This window comes from Candidatus Phytoplasma sp. AldY-WA1 (assembly GCF_020312115.2).
GTDB classification, from domain to species: domain Bacteria; phylum Bacillota_I; class Bacilli_A; order Acholeplasmatales; family Acholeplasmataceae; genus Phytoplasma; species Phytoplasma vitis.
Map to the genome: position 1 here is coordinate 1 of NZ_JAHRHX020000008.1, position 17,984 is coordinate 17,984.

The following is a 17,984-nucleotide window of genomic DNA, read 5'->3' on the forward strand; positions in this document are numbered from 1 at the left end:
CTTTCAATACAAAACAACAACACAAAAACACAAAAAGCAAGGCAAACCAAAAAAAAACAAACCCCATTTACGCAACCAGGGTTTTTCAAAAACCCAGTTGCGCCATAACAATTCCCCAACCCCAGCAACACAAAAAAAAGACAAATGCAAAGAAAATTAAAAAAATAAACTAAATTATAAAAAAAACAAAAAAAATAAAAACTACAAAGCATTAATTTTTATAATTTAATTTATAATTTTAATATAAATATTAAAAGAAAGAAGAGAAAAAAATCATGAACTCAAAACAAATAATTATAACATTTATTATTTTAATAACTTTAATTGGTATTGGTTGGTATTGTTATAACAAATTTAAACCAACAACACCAAATTCAACAAACGAACCAATAGACACTATTGAAGAAGATGACGACGAAATTCAAAAAATTGAACCAACACCAATTGAAAAACCACAACCAGTTGAAACACCAAAACCTGTAACAGAATCCAAAATACCTATTTCACAAGCTAGATTTGATGAAATTAAAAATTACATTTTATCATTAGATGACAAATTATTACCAAAAAATTTAAATTCAACTGAAAAAACTAAAATCGAAGAAATAAGAACACCGATTAAATCAACAATACAAAACAGTCAATTAGAACTTGCTGAGTATGAAAAAATTATTATTGAAATTCAAGACAAACTAAAAAATATAAATGATTTAAATATAAAACTTCATGCTGAAGAAGACGCAATAAAAGGATGTAACGGAGAAATAGAACGAAAAGAAGACGAATTATCTAAAACACAAGATATAGAAACACGTAAACAATTACAAACAAAAATTAACCAAGTAAAAGATCAACGTGTGAAACTTATTCAACGAACAATTTATACAAAAAAAGAAATTAAAGACGAAAATGAAAAACATTATGATAACATGTTAAAAAATGCTGAAGATTCTAAACAACAATTAGTTAAAAATTTTAAAACATTAAAAAGTAATAACGAAAAAACTGCAATTAATGAACTCAACAAAATTTACCAAATCATTAATTAACAACCAAAAACTTTTAAATTAAACCACTATTTTTTAAAAATAGTGGTTTTTTTATTATATAAAAAAACGCCAAGCATTAAAAAAACAATTCAAAAACAATAAATGTAACAACCTTAAAACCTAAATTCCAAGAAAGGAGGTCATTACATGACAAAACGTTATTTAAAATTTATTTATTATTTTTTCTTAATTATATTTTTATTTTTCACTTATTGTTATATTTACGCTAAAATAGCAAATTATTTTTATCAAAAAAAGACTCACACCATTAAAATGTATACAACCCAAGAACTTAAAGACAAATGGCTTACCACACAACCAAAATTATTTATCCAAAACATCAACGTTGAGTCACGTGATGACATTCCAAAGATTATGAAATTATTAGGTATTGATGATATTATAATTGACGATATTAATTCAAATTACAACTCCAGTTTTAACAAACATTTATCTTGGAATTTAAAAGACCCGAAAGATGGATTATTAGGTATATATTTTCAACCTCGATCTAATCCATTTAAAACAACATATCCTTATAGTCACAACGAATACACTCTCGATGATTTATTAACCCACAAAATCACCATCGAAAAAGCTTACGTCTTTTGGGACATCAGCAAAGCCCCAATTGACCCGAACGTCGGATTACACTACATTAATTTAAATGATCCAGATTATTTAGAATATTTAAATTACGATATTAACACACCTAAAGAAATAAAAATTAAAAAATATTTAAATAATTTAATTAAACCTTATCAAGATTGGTTAGATCAATGTGAAATTAAAAAAGATAAAAAAACATTAGCTGTATGTAATAAATTAGGTTTAAATGAAACAGATGCACAAAAATGTCTACTTTTTTTTAAATATTTCGCTCTTCAACCATTCCAAGTAGAAATCAAACCATATAGAAGTGATATTGAAAATTATGAAGATAAAGAAAATGATGCAATTAAAAATACACAAATATTTGAAGCTGAAAAAACCAAAATTGATGAAACAGATGTTTATTATATAAATTTTAATAAATGTTTGGACAAAATATACCAAACCGATCACAACGGCAATACTATAACAATTTCATATAATGAATATCATTGTAATTTTGACAAAATAGAAATGAAATTCAGTTGTGACGTTAGTTCAACTCATCCTTCACGCCTATTAATTAATTTTATCAACAAAAACCCAACATTTCAAAAATATTTGACTGAAACCATTAAAACTAATGATAGAGACATCAAATTAGGTTGTTACAACGCAGTCTTTAACGGGGCAATTAATATTCCATTAAAATTATATAACGATTCATATGCTAAAACTGTATATTTTGATGACGGAGTACGTGTTTTTACTAACTATGATGGAACTAATACCTTACTCAAACACGCCAACGGTGCAAAAAATATTTATCTTTTCAATTTTGAAATCAAAAAAACAATAGATCTTGGTATATTGAATAATATAGAAACTTTAATTTGGTTTATTAAAAACAATGTTCAAGGCACAATTATTGCAAATAATGATTATAATTCTTGTCCTTTTCACCTCATTAATTCAAACTATAATTATGATCAAAAAGACCCATCCGTACAATGGATTAATGACAACGTTCGAGACATATCTTACTATGGAAAAGATTGGGAATTTGTTATTCGTTCCACTGACGCATATTCTGATTACACATATAATTTCAAATTTATTTTAAAACGTAACATAGACCTGTTCATAGATCTCGGTGTAGTCAACAACAAACAAGAAATGCAAACCAAAACCGAAGAATATATTAATAACAGCATGCCAGGTTATAACAAATGGAACGACAAAAAATGGGGTTACTGCACTGCCACATCCTCAGACACATACAATAATTACACATACACAATCAAATGCCATGAAAGAAAAATTATAACTCACGACCTCGGCCCAGTCAATAGTAAACAAGAAATGCAAATCGCAACCGAAGAATGGATTAAAAACAACGTTCAAGGTAAAATCACCAGTAATGATGAAAACTGGGGCAACTGTACTGTCGAATCCACTGAAAGTGATTATTATTATTACAAATACATAATCAAATGCCATGAAAGAGAAATTATAACTCACGACCTCGGCCTAGTCGACGACAAACAAATCGCAACCGAAGAATGGATTAAAAACAACCTTCAAAACGTAAACTCCTATAACGACAAAGACTGGGGTAACTGTTATATTTATACCCGTTATTACAAATATATAATCAAATGTCGTGAAAAAGAAACAAAACTTATACCAATAGACCTTGGTTTAGTTGATAATGAAGAGAAAACAGTCAGTGAATGGGTTAAAAATAACATTCAAGGAACAATCACCTTCGACGATGTACGTTGGGGTAAACGTACTGTCAAATCTTCTGATTCAAACTATAAATATATTTATATAATCACATGTCGTGAAAAAGAAACAAAAAATATACCAATAGACCTCGGCCCAGTCGACGACGTGCAAGTCACAATTGATGAATGGATTAAAAATAATGTTAAAGGTGAAATCATTAGAAATAAATGGTATGAAGAAAGATGGGATAACTATTATGTTCTTTCCTCTGACTCAAATTATAAATACTTATACAAAATCAAATGCCGTTTAAAAGAAACAATCGAAAAAATAATATACCTTGACCCAGTCAACAACAAACAAGAAATGCAAACCAAAACCGAAGAATATATTAATAACAGCATGCCAGGTTATAACAAATGGAACGACGAAAACTGGGGTAATTGTACTGCCAAATCCACAGACACAAACTATAAATACATATACATAATCAAATGCCGTTTAAAAGAAGAAAAAACTATTGAAAAAGTTCTCAACCCAGTTAATAACAAACAAGAAATGCAAACTGTAACTGAAGAATGGATTAAAAACAACGTTCAAGGTGAAATCACCAGCAACGACAGAGACTGGGGTAATTGTTATGTTCGATCTACTGACACAAAAAATAATTATTTATACAAAATCAAATGCCATTTAAAACAAGAAAAAACCGAAATAATAAACCTCGGCCCAGTTAATAACATGCAAACCACAACTGAAGAATGGATTAAAAACAACATTCAAGGTGAAATCTATTATAATGACAAAAACTGGGGTAACTGTACTGTCAAATTTACTGATATAAACTATAAATACATATACACAATCAAATGTCATTTAAATGAAAAAACTGAAACAATAGACCTCGGCCCAGTTAACAACATGCAAACCGCAACCGAAGAATGGATTAAAAACAACGTTCAAGGAATGATCGCCTTCAACGACAAAAACTGGGGTAACTGTACTGTCGAATCAATCAACCCAAACTATAAATACATATACATAATCAAATGTCGTGAAAAAGAAAAAGAAGAAAGAGAAGAAATAATCAACCTTGGCGCAGTTTATAACATGCGATATTCAACCGAAGAATGGATTAAAAACAACGTTCAAGGCACAATCACCTACAACGATAAAGATTGGGGCAACTGTTGGGTTCGATCTACTGACTCAAACTATAATTACTTATACAGAATCAAATGTCATCAAAAAGAAATTTCAATATCACCACCAAAAACAATATTTTCTTTATTTGGCTGGTGATAAAATAAAAATACTATAAAAATCTTATAAAATTAACAAATATCACTCTTGACGGAACAATAAAATAATCAACCAAAAAGACACCAATCGGCGTCTTTTTTTTATAAAAAAAACGACATAAAATCGTTTTACTAGAAAGGAAAATAATTATGATAATTCAATTTTTAATTAATAAAAATATAAAAAAAATATCAATTCCAAAAAGGAACCAAACTATGAAAAATAAAAAAATAGAAAATACAAAATCAAATCAAAAAATAAGAAATATAGAATCAATTCATAAAAAAGGAGAACAATACCATGACTGATAAAATATCTACCATAATGACTATTATTAAATATTTTTTTATCGCTATTTACACTGCAATAATATTCATTTTTATTTTACATTGGAAATATTATAAATGGCTCATCAACCAACTTAAAAAAGGTTTTTTTGCTATCAAATTACCAATGATTATCAATTTTTTAGACCAAAAAAACAAAGATACCAAATTAAATGATTAACCCTTTTTCATATCTATGGGATCTAATTGTTAAGTTTTGGTACGCTATTGTTTCTTTTCATAAAAATAATAGCAATGAATTAGGAATTTTTTTCTTAGTTTTTTATTGTATTCTTCTTTGCCCACCAATTTTATATATATTTGATATTTTAATGAGCGTTATTTTTAAAATTTTGCAAGCTATATTTTTAACAATTTCAATCATTATTAATTGGTTTAAAAATCTTTTCAAACCTAAAATCTTTTATTTCATCGAAAACGACAAAAAGATCTTTTTTCAAAAAACAAAGAAAAATGAATTAATTTATCTTCGTACAGAAGAAATCAAACAAGACTCAAACAACCCAACGTCACCAGAAAGGAATGAACAATGAAAAACATTGAAAAAACCATCCGCAGCATTTTAACATCAGACAATTTCACAAAAGACTTTTTTAAAACAATTGATGTAAAAAAAATAAAAAATGGGGGAAATTTTGGAAAATTAATTGAAGAATTAGTTTTTAAACATTTAAATAAATATTTTAAAAATTTAATAACCGAACCACAGGAAATTGAAAATAGAACTAACAGAAGAGTTGATTTTATAATCAATGACGTTTTTTTTCAACTAAAAACAACTAATTTAATTAAAAATAGACCAAAAATAATTCAATTATTTCGTGCTAAAAATTTTCCAAATGAACTTAATAAACAAATTGAATGCTATAACTCACGAATTACAAATACAATTATTTTAGCATATGATAAATTCAATCAAAAAATAACTTATCTTTTTTTTAACTTATAACGACTTACTTTGTACGAATAAAGTACAAATTAATGAAAACTATGAATATTTTAGTTTTATTACAACTAAAAAAATCATTATTGAATATGATTCTTTTATTAAAAAAATAATATTAAATTATAATTCCTTAATTTTAAAATAACAAAAAAACAATATTAATCTACAACCCAACGTCACCAGAAAGGACAAAACAATAACATGCAAATAACGTTAAATCAACGTACCAAAGCATGGTACCAACACCGCCGTAACTACATCAACGCCTCCGAAATCGCCAGCATCACTAAATTAGACCCATTCAGATCAGTACACCAACTCATCCACGACAAACTTTTCGGAACTACTTTTTCATCAAACAAATATACAGAACATGGTGTCAAGATGGAACCCATCGCTCGCCAATTTTTTATTAACAAAACTAAACTTAATTTCACCGACACCATTTTCACCGATGACAAAGAAAAAATCTTTTCAGCATCATTAGACGGTTACAACGAAACACACAAAATCGTTCTAGAAATAAAATGTCCCTATTTAAAAGAAGATAACTCACCGTCATCCACTTGGACTCAATTTCTCCAATTGAAAACAGAAGCAAGTATTCCCAAATACTACTGGGCACAAATTCAGTGTCAACTTTATTGTTCTGAAGCTCAATTTGCCTATTTCCTAGTATACTTCAACGATACTGATTTTCACGTTGTTCGTGTCAAACCAAATCCAACCTACTTCAAAAAAATGATCCAAATGAGCCGAGAGTATTTACAACTATTAAACGAAGCTAGAACCGAATTAAATAACACATCTTTAGTAAAAAAATTATCAAAATTTTACAAAGAACAACATTAAAAAGACTCACTTAAGTGAGTCTTTTTTTATTTTAACCACAATAACAAAAAAACGCAAAGGCATATAAAAAAAAAAAAAAAACGCCCAGCCATTAAAAAAACAAACTAAATTAAAAAAATAAATTAAATAAAAGAAAGAAGAAACTAATTATGAAAACGACAAAAAAACAATACATTAACGAATATGGATACAAAATTGTTGAGGAATATAACTCAAACAATCAATTAATTAAAAAAACAAGTTATAACTCTGACAGTAAAACCGTTAGAAAAACCAAAGAATACAACGACGAAGGAAAATTAGTTAAAAAAACAAAATATTACTCCGACGGCATAACTATTATAAAAATTGAAGAATACAATAAAGATGAAAAATTAGTTAAAAAAACAAAATATTACACAAATGAAATCATTAAAAACATCGTAAAATATTACTTCGATGAAAATATTGATTTTATTAAAGAATACAACGAACACGGCAAATTATTTAAACATATAAAATATAACCCCAACAGAACCACTATTTGGTACATTGAAGAATTCAACGAAAACGAAAAATTAATTAAAGTAACACAATATTATCCTGATGGCCAAACTATTTGGCACATTAACAACTACAACAAAAATGAAACATTAGTTAAAAATACAATCTACCGTCTCAACGATAAAACTGTTGATAGAATTTATGAATATAACAAAAATGGAAATTTAGTTAAAATCGCACTGTTATAAATTTTTGTAAATAAATTCATTTTTAATAACGAAACCAATAATTAAATTACCTTTGGAATATCTTCATATTTAAATTAATAGTTAAAAGTTATTTTTAAATCTAATTCTTTAGGTTTTTCAGGTGGTTTTGTAATATCATAATAATGACTAAAAGAATTATAATCGCCTTTACATTCCACGCCATTAATATACCAATCATCAATAATCCAACCAGTTTCATAATAATATCTTTTTATATTGCCTTCTTCATCGTAAATATCTCTTGATGAACGGCCAAATTTATTTCTTATATCTTTATCTGAATATGAAAAACCCTTTCGAATGCAACATTGTTTAGCCCAATCGCACATTTTATTTATATAATTCATAAGCAAATCTGCTTTAGGTTTGAACTCTGTACAAATGATATAATAAATTTTATTTTCGGTTTCGAAAGCGTTTAATATCGAGAGCCAAGAATAAGAGAATTCCATGCAATAAATTTTATCTTCTTCTTTCGTTTTATTTTTTATATATTTCCCGTCGTAATTATATAAATTATTATCTCTTTTATATTTGCTAATAGCTTCATTAGGGTCAAGAGAATCAGGGAGTTGGATTCTTATTTTTTCTTTAAGTAATTTGTTTTCTATTTCATTTTGTTTTTTGTTAATAACTTCTGAGTTTTTTATTTCATATATTTTATCTTTTTTTTCTTCTTCAGGCGATATGATTGCGTTTTGAGATTTTGGTTCTAAATGAGAAGGTGGTAACGATTTTGTATTTTTGACTTTATAAAACCAAATAGTAGCTATTAAAAAAAAAGAGATAATAATAACTACTAAATGTTTTTTGAAAAAATTATTATTCATAAATTTCATTTCCTTTTTAATAAAAATAATTATGAAATTGAATATATTCTTATTATATATTTTTACAGTTTTTAATTTTTAATAAAATTTTTTATTTATTTACCATAATTATTTCAAGGATGTTGATTTAACGTTTTTGTTTTAATCGGTTAATACTTATTTTTAAAGTTAAAAAAATAAAATTTGATTAAATAATAAATGAAATAGTTTAATATTACAAAAATAAAAATTTTAGATAATAAATGAGATTAATCTTGATTCATTTTTAGTTTCTCATTTGATTTATTTTGTTAAATAAAAAAACTCTATAAAAAGATTCTTTGCAATGTTTTAATTATTCATTTTTTTATAAATTTTTATTTGATATCTTTTTATAATTTTAGTTTTAATTTGTTAAAAAACATCTTAATTGATTTTTTTATGATAGAATTGTTTCCTTATATTTTATTTTTATTTTTTTATTTTAAAATTAGCTAAAAATTAGAATCATTAATTCTACGAAATATCATAGATTATTTAAAAAAATTCAATTCATAAATTTTTATTTACATATATTTACATTAAAATTATATTTTTGATTTAAAATAATAATATAAAGTAAAATTTTTTAATTAATAATATTAATATTTAAAAATTAAACATTTTTAATTTCGAATTAAATTTATATTTAAAAAAAATAAATTATTTAAATTAATGAAACTTATATTAAAATGAAAAGACAAGAAAAAGAAAATAAAATTAGAAGAATTCTTAAAAAAACTAATATTAAAGATTTAAAAATTATTATTTTAAAAAATTGTAGTAAAAAAACACACCTTAAAAGAAATAATAATATTCTTTTTGTAAATGGTAAAGTAAATCATTTAGTTAAAAAAGAATTAAAAAAATGTAAATTAAAAAAATAAAATAAAATTTTATTTATATATCACAAAAATAATTTAATAATTTCATAAACGAAATTATTAAATTATTTATTACATCGAAATTTTATATTATATAATAATAAGTAGATGCTGTTTTTTTAATTATTTTATTTTATGTTCGAAATTAATAATTTTGAATATTTACGATAATTAATGTAAAAATTTATTGATTCTAGTTTTTTTTATTTTATAATATAAAAGATGACCATAATAAATATTTTTTTAAATATTAAAATTGAATTTAATATAATATATTATTAATTATTAAAATGAAATATTTTTTATTAATGTTTATTTTTTACTATGGTATATTATCACTCATAATTATCACTCATAAATAGTTTATATAAATTTTAAGTAAGGGGTTTTATTTAAAAATGTCTCGTTATACAAATCCAAGTTGGAAAATTTCACGTCGTCTTGAATATTCTTTATCTGAAACAGGAAAAGAATTAGTAACGAAAAGTAATAGTTTAATTAAAAATAGAAAAAAAAAAGATAAAGGTAATTTTAGTATTCAATTAAAAGAAAAACAAAAAGTTCGTTTTGTCTATGGTATTTCAGAAAAACAATTCAAAAGATTTTTTTATAATTCTGCTAAATTAAAAGGAGCTCATGGCGAAAATTTTTTAATTTCGTTAGAATCACGTTTAGATAATATTGTTTATCGTTTAAATTTATCTAAAACAAGAGCGCAATCTAAACAATTGATTTCACATGGTCATATTTTAGTAGATTCTCAAAAAGTAGATATTTGTTCTTATTGTGTAAAACCTGGACAACAAATTTCTGTTAAAGAAAAATCTAAAAATTTGAAAATTATTAATTTTGCTTTAAACAACAAATCTAATAAAAAATTTGAATATATTTGTTTAGATGAAAAAAGTTTAACTGGTAAATATGTTAGATACCCAAGAAGAAATGAATTTTTAGTAGATATTAATGAACAATTAATTGTCGAATATTATACTAAATAAAAATTATTAATATTTTTTTGTATAATTTTAAAAAAATTAATAATTTTAATATCTTTATTTAAAAAAATATTAATTTTTTTAAAATTTCTATTTTTAATAATCTTAATTATTATTAAAAATAGAAATAAATTAGTACAATATTATTAAATAATTTATTCTTTTTTTAATTATAATTATTTATTTTTAAATTTTAATTTAAGAATAAATAATTATATTAAAAAAATAAAATAATATACAATATTTTATTTTGTTAATATAATTATTTTTTTTATTTCATTCAAAAAATATTTTATTTTAAATTTCAAATTAATTTTCATTTATTATAATCGCGAATAAATTTTTTTATTATAATTTTATTTTTAAATCTATTTATCATTATTATATTTATTATATATTTATTTAAAAATATGAAAATACGAAACAATTCTAAAAAAGGAATTTAGGAATATGAATTGGATTCAACTTATTATTTTATTCTTTTTATGTTTATTTTTAATTTATATTTCTTTTAGAATTGTTTTTATTGATAAAAATGAATTTTTGAAAATTATTTACTTTTTTGTATTTGGAATCATTTTATTTATTTTTTTGATTAGGTCTGGATTATGTAATTTTTTGGAAAAATTGATAAATTACGATATCAAAGGCCCTTTAATAAATTTTATTTTATTATCTCCTATTATTATTAGAGCTCCTAATTTAAGAAATTTTTTTAATAATTTATATAAATGGCGACATAAAAATAAAAAATTCATCCTAGTTAATCGTAATACACAAGAACAAATTTTGGAAGCCATTTTAGAAATGTCTGAAAAAAAAATAGGAGCTTTAATTACTATTGAAAAACACAATTCTTTAGAACAATTTGCTAAAAAATCAATTTTAATTGATGCTAATATTTCTAAAGAATTATTAATGAATATTTTTATCCCTAATACTCCATTACATGACGGAGCAGTTATAATTAGAGGAAACAAGATTTTATCCGCTGGCGCTTATTTTATGTTATCTGAGGGTCAATATTTTCAAAAAACAACAGGTTCTAGACATCGTGCTGCTTTAGGTATCAGTGAAAATACTGATAGTATGACTATTGTAGTTTCAGAAGAAACTGGTAAAATTTCAATTGCTTTAGAGGGTATCATGTTACAAATGAAAGACGCTAATCAAATAAAAGAATATTTAATTACTTTCATAATTTAATTTTTTTATATTTTTTGTTATAGCAATAAAGGAGTTTTATATAATATGAGTATAAAAAAAAACAAAAAAATAGGTTTTGTAATAGATTCTACTATAGGAGATAATATAAATTTACACTTTTCATCTGATATTTGTATCGTCCCTTTATCTATTATTTTAGATGGCAAAGAATATTCAGGAAAATCAGATAATAAATTTTTTTTAGATTGTTTGAAACAAAAAAGACAAATTACTACAAGTCAACCGAGTCCACAATTATTTGTACAAGCTTTTGAAAAACAATTAAATGCAGGTTATGAACATGTAGTATGTTTAACAATATCTCAAAAATTAAGTGGTACTTTTAATAGCGCTTATAAAGCTAAACAAATAGTAAATAATGAAAATATTACAGTTATTGATACAGAAAGTCTTGGGCCAGGATTTGTTTTCACTCTAAATAAAATTTATGAATATGTATATAATACTCATTTAAGTTATAAAGAAATTTTTAATAAAGTTGCCGAAGAATCAAAATTAGGTAGTTTTTATTTCTCTTTAGATAATCTAAAACAATTAGTTATTAGCAAAAGAATTAGTAAATTTAAATTTCTTCTTGGAAGTTTATTAAAAATAAAACCTATTTTAAAATTTCAACAAGGAATTATCACTATTGAAAAAAATGTTCGAATTTGGAAAAATTGTTTTCTTTATTTAATAAAATGCATCTTGAATTTTAAAAATTTTACCGCTAAATCTGTCGAAGTTAAAATGTTATATGTCGAAGATGATGTTTATATGCAAGAATTAAAAAAAGAGATCGAAAAATTAAATGATCCTAATATAAAAGTTTCTATTTATGGACCTATTTCTCCAATAATTGCTATTCATTTAGGAACTAAGGGTTTCGGATTTTATCTAAATGTTTTAATATAAATAAATATTTAATGTTTTTTAAATTAAGTGAAAAAAAATAAAAAAATTATTTTTTTTCACTTAATTTTTTTTGAATTTCTTTTAAAATTTGTATTTTTTCTTTTTCTAATTCTAATAATTCTTTTGTCGCATATATTTCTGTTTTTTGTAAATTTGATTGTGTGCTGGAATCATTTTTTTTTATAATTTGTTGATAAATATAAATTAATATTGTATATATCACAAAAGAAACTACAAAAAATTCAAATAAATTTTGAATAAAATTACCATAATTAATTGAAATATTACTATTTAAATTTATTTTCCAATCTCTAATAGAATGTCGATTTAACAATAAATTTATAGGCGGCATTATGATATCTGTCGACAAAGAACTAATAACTTTAGTAAATAATTGTCCCATAATAAAAGCAACAATTAATTTAATAATATCTCCTTTAATTATAAATTCTTTGAAACCAGTTCTAAATTTTTTTATATTTTCAAAATTCATTTTATTAATCCATACCTTTTTTAATTTTTTTTAAAAAAAAAATATTTTTTATTTAAATAAATTATGATAAATTTATCATAATTTATTTATATGTTATAATTGTAGTGTATATTGTATTTTTTTATAGAATGTCATTTTTTATTATTAATAATAAAATTTAAAAAATAATTGAAAAATATAAACTATTTTTTTATCAAATAATTTAAATTATTTGATATATATAAAAAGGAGAAGTGTTAATATTGTTTGACATACAGTGGGCAACAATTATAAATTACATAAAAGGACATGTTATATTATTTACTATAATATTTCTTCTATCAATTGGACCTATTTTATTTTTAATAATAAAATCATGTCAAATGTTATTTTTTATTTTCAAATGTAATTTAAATTTTTTAATAAAAAATTTAAATACAAAAAAAAATACACAAAATAAAGATAATGATTCTTCTGAACCATCTAAAATTTCAATAAATAATAATCATCCTCCGCAGAATGAAAATTTCAGTTTAATTGAATTAAAAATTTTAGAAATGGAACAAAAAGAAAATAATAATCGATATCAAGAAAATAGTTTATTACGTTTAGAAATGAATCAGAAAATATATCAAAATAAAATGGAAGAAAAGTTAGAAATACATAAATTAGAACAAAAAATCTTTTTGTTAGAAAAAGAAATGCAAAGAATACAAAATAAAGAATTTATAGAAAAAAATAGAAGAAAACAATTTTATAAAAATTCTGATGATAATTTTTCAGAAAAAGATGATTATACACAAGAGGATGATTTTGTTAAAAACAAAATTCCAGAAAGTTTAAATAAAATATTCGAAAAAATTTCAGATTTTGAAAATGTTCAATTATTAATGTTAAATAAAATGATGAATGATAAATCTTATTACGATTCTGACAAAAATGTTTTATATATAAATCCTAAAGATATAAATTTTGTGAAAAATTTTTTAATAGACAAACAAAAAAGAGAAAATAAAAAATTAAACTAACTAATTTCAATTTATTTCTAATCCAAAAAAAAATCAAATATTGTTAAAATATTTGATTTTTTATTTTTTTAAATTATTTCAATTCTAAATATTCTTTAGGTTTCGTTTCTTCTATTTTTTTATTAATTTTTAAAATTAATAAACCATTTTCTAAATGACCTTGAATATCTTTAATATTAAAATTTTCTCCTAGATTAAAACTACGTCTAATTATACCAGTTATTCTTTCTTTTTTAAGGTAATTAAAATCTTTTTTTGTTTCCTCTTTTTTTGAAGGAAAAGCTTCTAAAATTAAATAACCATTTTCTAAAGAAATTTTAATTTCTTCTTTTTTGAAACCAGGAATTTCAGTTATTAAAACATAGTGATCATTATATTCTTTAATATCAGATTTCATCAAAAAGTTATAATTATTAAAGAAAGAATCATTTTTAAAATCTTCAAATAAATTTTCTAATAAATCTTGATTTCTATTAATTAATTCAACGACAGACATTTTAACTATCTCCTCTCGATAAATATATTAATTTTTGTTTTTTTGTATAAATTTTATTCATAAAAAAAACTTATTATCGAATAAAATAACTCAAAAAAATTAATTCTCAAATAAGTGCAATTTAATTATATCATTTTTTTTAAAAATTTTAATAATTTTTTTATATATAAAAAAATTTTAATTTTGATAATAGTCCAAAATAATGTATAATAATAATTGTTGTATTTCGTTAAAAAAATGCTACAATTAATTTATAAAATTAAAATATAGTTATATATAATATATAATGTATAGTATATAATTTATTATTTTTAATAATATAATGGCGGTTGTGGCGAAGTGGTTAACGCCGTGGCTTGTGGCGCCGCTATGCGTGGGTTCGATTCCCATCAACCGCCCCAATTATTTAATTATTAATTTTATATAAATATATTTTATTAATATTAAAGGCTCATAGCCAAGTGGTAAGGCAACGGACTTTGACTCCGTCATTCGTTGGTTCGAATCCAGCTGGGCCTGCCAAATTTTAAATTATAATTAAATTATAAATAATTTTTTTTATAAAGAGCGGGTGTGGCGGAATGGCAGACGCACTAGACTTAGGATCTAGCGCTTTTAGCGTGCAGGTTCAAGTCCTGTCACCCGTACCATTATTATTTTTCAAAGAGGGATATGATGTCAACGGCAGCATAACGGTCTCCAAAACCGCTTGTTCGGGTTCGAATCCTGATATCCCTGCCATTCATGAAATAATTTATTAAAATAAGTAAAAAAATAAGCAAAATAAAAGAGTTATTGTCTAAATAACTCTTTTATTATTTGATAATTAAATTTAAATATAATAATAATTGAATACATTTAAAATTCCAATAAAAATTCTATTAAAGATGAATTTGTCTGATCATATTCTTAATTTTGTTAAATTTAGCTATTATATAATGTATTTTAATGTATTTTTGTTATATAAAAATAATTCAAACACAATATTTTTTTTAAAATTAAAATATCAAAAAAATTTATGAATTTATCTGAAATGATTTAAAAAAATCGAAAAATAAAAAAATAATTTTTCTTTTAAATCGATATATTATAATAAAAAAATAAAAAAAATGATAAAAATCATTTTTTTATTTTTTTAAACTTTATCTTTATACAATATTAAATTTGTAGTTACTAAATTAATTTTTGGGTTATCTGTATCGAGAAAATCATTTAATAATAATATCTCCGAATTAGATAATAATTGTGCCTGAATATATGTTTTCTCACCCCAAAGACTTTTCTTTTTATTAATTTTTAATTTTAAATTTGGTTTATCTTTAAAATCATATAAATTTTGTTCTGTTCCCGATCCTTTTGATAATGATGTTTCTTGAAATAAATTAATATGCGAATTCGGTTTTAATTCTGTATTTTTTAAATCAAAAACAATTGATTTATCTTTAAGTAAATCTAAAATATCTTTTGTATTCATTTTAAAATCTTCTTCTAATTTGGCATTTAAATTTAAGATTTTATAAAAACATTTTTTCGTTTCAGAATCTAAAATAATTTTTCGAAAAAAATCCGTTTCATTAGGTGCTTTATCGTAAGATTCTTGATTTTTTTGTTGTTTTTCGTTTACCTGAGGATTATTATTTTCCGTTTCCGAAAAAATTTGAGTTGTATTTTTTTCTTCTTTTTCTGTCGTTTTTTCATCGCTTAATATTTTCCAAATAAACAAACTTAACAAAAATAATATAATTATTAAAACTATTATTAATAAAACTCTTGATTTTTTTTGAGATGAAATATCATTTGCCTTTGCCATAATATATTAAATTACCTACCTATTTTATTTATTTCAAATAAAATTAAATAAAATTAAATTTAATAAAAAAATGAACAAAAAAACATAACAATCAATTAATAATAAATAGTAATAATTATAATTACTATTAATAATAATTATATACAAAAAAAGATAAAAAAATGATGTTTGTTATCTTTTTTTGATAAATTAATTATATAAAATAATAAAAAAACAAGTTTGCTGAAAATTAAACTTGTTTTTTTATTATTTTATAATTAAATTATATTTAATAGTAGTTTTGTTTTTTAAAAAAATATACTACAAAAGAAATAATATAGATGAAAGGAAAAAATATAAAAATAAAAAAATTATTTTAATCATTTTTATTATTTTGACACAGCATATTTGATTAATGATCATAATAGTACAAAAAAAGACAAATTAAAAAAACAAGAAGAAACAAAAAACTATATAAATAAATTGCCAGAACAATTAAAACAAAATATTCCTAACGCAGGAGATATTATTTTTATATATTTTTTTACAGATGAAAATAGAAATAAAGATAATTTTACCTTGTTAAAACAACAAAAGTTTCAAAAAAATTTATATTATGGGTTAAAAAAAAGCAAAAAAAGACTTAGAAATAATGTATGCTAGAAATATTAACAATCTAAAATTATTAGATGGAATCTCAACTGCCGAACAACGAAAAACCGAAATCCAAACTCACATCGATAAAGTTAAAAAACAACTCAATGAAATAAAAATATCGAGACAATTCTATTATCGACAACTTCAAAAATATTATATAACCATGGCAGTGAAGTATGAAAACTACAGAAAAGTAAGTAAATTTTTGAAAAATCTGTTTTTAACATCGATAGAGAAAAACATTTAATTATTTTAAAAAAATAATTGAAAAAATTAATTTTATTAATTTTTTTGCTTCTAATAACAACGATTTACACGGAAAAAAATTTGAATTTTAGAAATCAATTTATTAAATAAACAAAGAGATTTAGGACAATATTTACCCTTAGACCAATTGTTAATTTTATCGTCGATTTTGCTTCTTTAAAAGCGGAAATATATAAAAAAATTTTGAACATGATATTTTGTAGAAAAAATAATGATATACAAAATAATAACTTTTCTAATTAATATCTTTTTTTATTAAATATTTAATAAATAATTAATATAAGTATTTTTATGATACAATTTAATATGTATAGTTGTATAAATAATCAATTAAATTTAATTATTTTGATTATTTTATTATTGTAATTTTAAATAAAAATAATGTATTTACATAAGAGTAAATAATAAAATTATTTAGAAAATAATTAATTAAAAAAATAAATTTTATTATTAAGTTTATAAATTTAGATAAAAATTAAAAAAATTTTAAATATTTATTTTAATATAAAACATTATAAAACATTTTAATATTATTATTTTTAATAATTATAAAAAAATTATTTTTAATTTAGTTTATTTTACAGATATTAATTATCATTAAATAATTTTTTTAAAAAAGATTTTAGATTTTATGACTAAAAAATTTTTCAAAAATATATTTTTTTGAAAATTTATATTTCGTATATAAAGATTATTATTTTATTATTTAAAATTATTAAAATGCAATTTATTTCTTAAAATTGTTTTCAATATATATAATATTTGATCTAATTTACATTTTTAAAATAATAAATGATACATTCGAATATTTTTCGAATAATCATTTTATTTAAAATTAATTTTCAAAAAAATTTATA

The 17,984-nt window shown here is 22.0% G+C and carries 19 protein-coding genes and 4 tRNA genes; 19 read left to right on the top strand and 4 right to left on the bottom strand.

Going from position 1 to position 17,984, the window contains the following annotated elements:
- The first annotated feature begins 275 nt into the window (after nt 1–275).
- The 8 genes from KTO59_RS01250 (at nt 276) to KTO59_RS01285 (ending at nt 7,549) form a co-directional block, all read left to right on the top strand.
- On the top strand, nt 276–1,049 hold the full coding sequence (locus KTO59_RS01250) for a hypothetical protein (RefSeq protein WP_284928257.1): 774 nt from the start codon (nt 276–278) through the stop codon (nt 1,047–1,049).
- A gap of 147 nt (nt 1,050–1,196) precedes the next feature.
- Nucleotides 1,197–4,673: a hypothetical protein gene (locus tag KTO59_RS01255; protein ID WP_284928258.1), complete on the top strand. Its 3,477-nt coding sequence runs from the start codon at nt 1,197–1,199 to the stop codon at nt 4,671–4,673.
- A 149-nt stretch (nt 4,674–4,822) separates the two neighbouring features.
- Entirely contained in the window at nt 4,823–4,981 is a 159-nt protein-coding gene (locus KTO59_RS01260) for a hypothetical protein (protein WP_284928260.1), read from the top strand.
- The gene (locus KTO59_RS01265; protein WP_284928261.1) at nt 4,974–5,180 is read left to right on the top strand and encodes a hypothetical protein; all 207 of its coding nucleotides are present in this window, start codon (nt 4,974–4,976) and stop codon (nt 5,178–5,180) included. The genes KTO59_RS01260 and KTO59_RS01265 overlap by 8 nt, the downstream gene beginning before the upstream one ends.
- Nucleotides 5,173–5,553: a hypothetical protein gene (locus KTO59_RS01270; protein ID WP_284928262.1), complete on the top strand. Its 381-nt coding sequence runs from the start codon at nt 5,173–5,175 to the stop codon at nt 5,551–5,553. Before KTO59_RS01265 ends, KTO59_RS01270 begins: the two co-directional genes overlap by 8 nt.
- Complete coding sequence (locus KTO59_RS01275) at nt 5,550–5,969, top strand: hypothetical protein (RefSeq protein WP_284928263.1); 420 nt, start codon at nt 5,550–5,552, stop codon at nt 5,967–5,969. The genes KTO59_RS01270 and KTO59_RS01275 overlap by 4 nt, the downstream gene beginning before the upstream one ends.
- Nucleotides 5,970–6,167: 198 nt before the next feature.
- On the top strand, nt 6,168–6,818 hold the full coding sequence (locus tag KTO59_RS01280; RefSeq protein WP_284928264.1) for a YqaJ viral recombinase family nuclease: 651 nt from the start codon (nt 6,168–6,170) through the stop codon (nt 6,816–6,818).
- A gap of 149 nt (nt 6,819–6,967) precedes the next feature.
- Nucleotides 6,968–7,549 (top strand): DUF2963 domain-containing protein, encoded by a 582-nt coding sequence (locus KTO59_RS01285; protein WP_284928265.1) that lies wholly within the window; start codon nt 6,968–6,970, stop codon nt 7,547–7,549.
- Nucleotides 7,550–7,623: 74 nt separating this feature from the next.
- On the opposite strand, the gene KTO59_RS01290 is transcribed toward KTO59_RS01285, so the two are convergent.
- Nucleotides 7,624–8,400, bottom strand: coding sequence for a hypothetical protein (locus KTO59_RS01290; RefSeq protein ID WP_284928266.1), 777 nt, complete (start codon nt 8,398–8,400; stop codon nt 7,624–7,626).
- 710 nt (nt 8,401–9,110) lie between these two features.
- On the opposite strand from KTO59_RS01290, the gene KTO59_RS01295 reads away from it, so the two are divergent.
- The 4 genes from KTO59_RS01295 (at nt 9,111) to KTO59_RS01310 (ending at nt 12,418) form a co-directional block, all read left to right on the top strand.
- Nucleotides 9,111–9,305, top strand: coding sequence for a hypothetical protein (locus KTO59_RS01295; RefSeq protein WP_284928267.1), 195 nt, complete (start codon nt 9,111–9,113; stop codon nt 9,303–9,305).
- Between the two features lie 395 nt (nt 9,306–9,700).
- On the top strand, nt 9,701–10,300 hold the full coding sequence (gene rpsD / locus KTO59_RS01300; RefSeq protein ID WP_284928268.1) for a 30S ribosomal protein S4: 600 nt from the start codon (nt 9,701–9,703) through the stop codon (nt 10,298–10,300).
- A gap of 447 nt (nt 10,301–10,747) precedes the next feature.
- On the top strand, nt 10,748–11,503 hold the full coding sequence (locus KTO59_RS01305; RefSeq protein WP_225696292.1) for a diadenylate cyclase: 756 nt from the start codon (nt 10,748–10,750) through the stop codon (nt 11,501–11,503).
- Between the two features lie 45 nt (nt 11,504–11,548).
- Entirely contained in the window at nt 11,549–12,418 is an 870-nt protein-coding gene (locus KTO59_RS01310; protein WP_284928269.1) for a DegV family protein, read from the top strand.
- A 46-nt stretch (nt 12,419–12,464) separates the two neighbouring features.
- On the opposite strand, the gene mscL is transcribed toward KTO59_RS01310, so the two are convergent.
- Complete coding sequence (gene mscL, locus KTO59_RS01315; RefSeq protein ID WP_284928270.1) at nt 12,465–12,911, bottom strand: large conductance mechanosensitive channel protein MscL; 447 nt, start codon at nt 12,909–12,911, stop codon at nt 12,465–12,467.
- A 242-nt stretch (nt 12,912–13,153) separates the two neighbouring features.
- On the opposite strand from mscL, the gene KTO59_RS01320 reads away from it, so the two are divergent.
- Entirely contained in the window at nt 13,154–13,918 is a 765-nt protein-coding gene (locus KTO59_RS01320; protein ID WP_284928271.1) for a hypothetical protein, read from the top strand.
- 73 nt (nt 13,919–13,991) lie between these two features.
- On the opposite strand, the gene KTO59_RS01325 is transcribed toward KTO59_RS01320, so the two are convergent.
- Entirely contained in the window at nt 13,992–14,414 is a 423-nt protein-coding gene (locus KTO59_RS01325; RefSeq protein ID WP_225696296.1) for an Hsp20/alpha crystallin family protein, read from the bottom strand.
- 325 nt (nt 14,415–14,739) lie between these two features.
- Here KTO59_RS01325 and KTO59_RS01330 point away from each other — a divergent pair.
- The 4 genes from KTO59_RS01330 to KTO59_RS01345 all read left to right on the top strand — a co-directional run bounded on the left by KTO59_RS01330 (nt 14,740) and on the right by KTO59_RS01345 (nt 15,155).
- Nucleotides 14,740–14,815: transfer RNA gene (locus KTO59_RS01330), tRNA-His, on the top strand.
- Between the two features lie 46 nt (nt 14,816–14,861).
- A tRNA-Gln gene (locus KTO59_RS01335) sits at nt 14,862–14,936 on the top strand.
- A 45-nt stretch (nt 14,937–14,981) separates the two neighbouring features.
- Nucleotides 14,982–15,064 (top strand) — tRNA-Leu (locus KTO59_RS01340).
- Between the two features lie 16 nt (nt 15,065–15,080).
- A tRNA-Trp gene (locus KTO59_RS01345) sits at nt 15,081–15,155 on the top strand.
- 394 nt (nt 15,156–15,549) lie between these two features.
- Here KTO59_RS01345 and KTO59_RS01350 read toward each other — a convergent pair.
- Complete coding sequence (locus tag KTO59_RS01350) at nt 15,550–16,224, bottom strand: hypothetical protein (protein ID WP_284928272.1); 675 nt, start codon at nt 16,222–16,224, stop codon at nt 15,550–15,552.
- 387 nt (nt 16,225–16,611) lie between these two features.
- Here KTO59_RS01350 and KTO59_RS01355 point away from each other — a divergent pair, with 387 nt between their 5' ends.
- Nucleotides 16,612–16,866 (top strand): hypothetical protein, encoded by a 255-nt coding sequence (locus KTO59_RS01355; protein ID WP_284928273.1) that lies wholly within the window; start codon nt 16,612–16,614, stop codon nt 16,864–16,866.
- Complete coding sequence (locus KTO59_RS01360) at nt 16,856–17,107, top strand: hypothetical protein (protein WP_284928275.1); 252 nt, start codon at nt 16,856–16,858, stop codon at nt 17,105–17,107. The genes KTO59_RS01355 and KTO59_RS01360 overlap by 11 nt, the downstream gene beginning before the upstream one ends.
- Nucleotides 17,108–17,984: the final 877 nt, after the last annotated feature.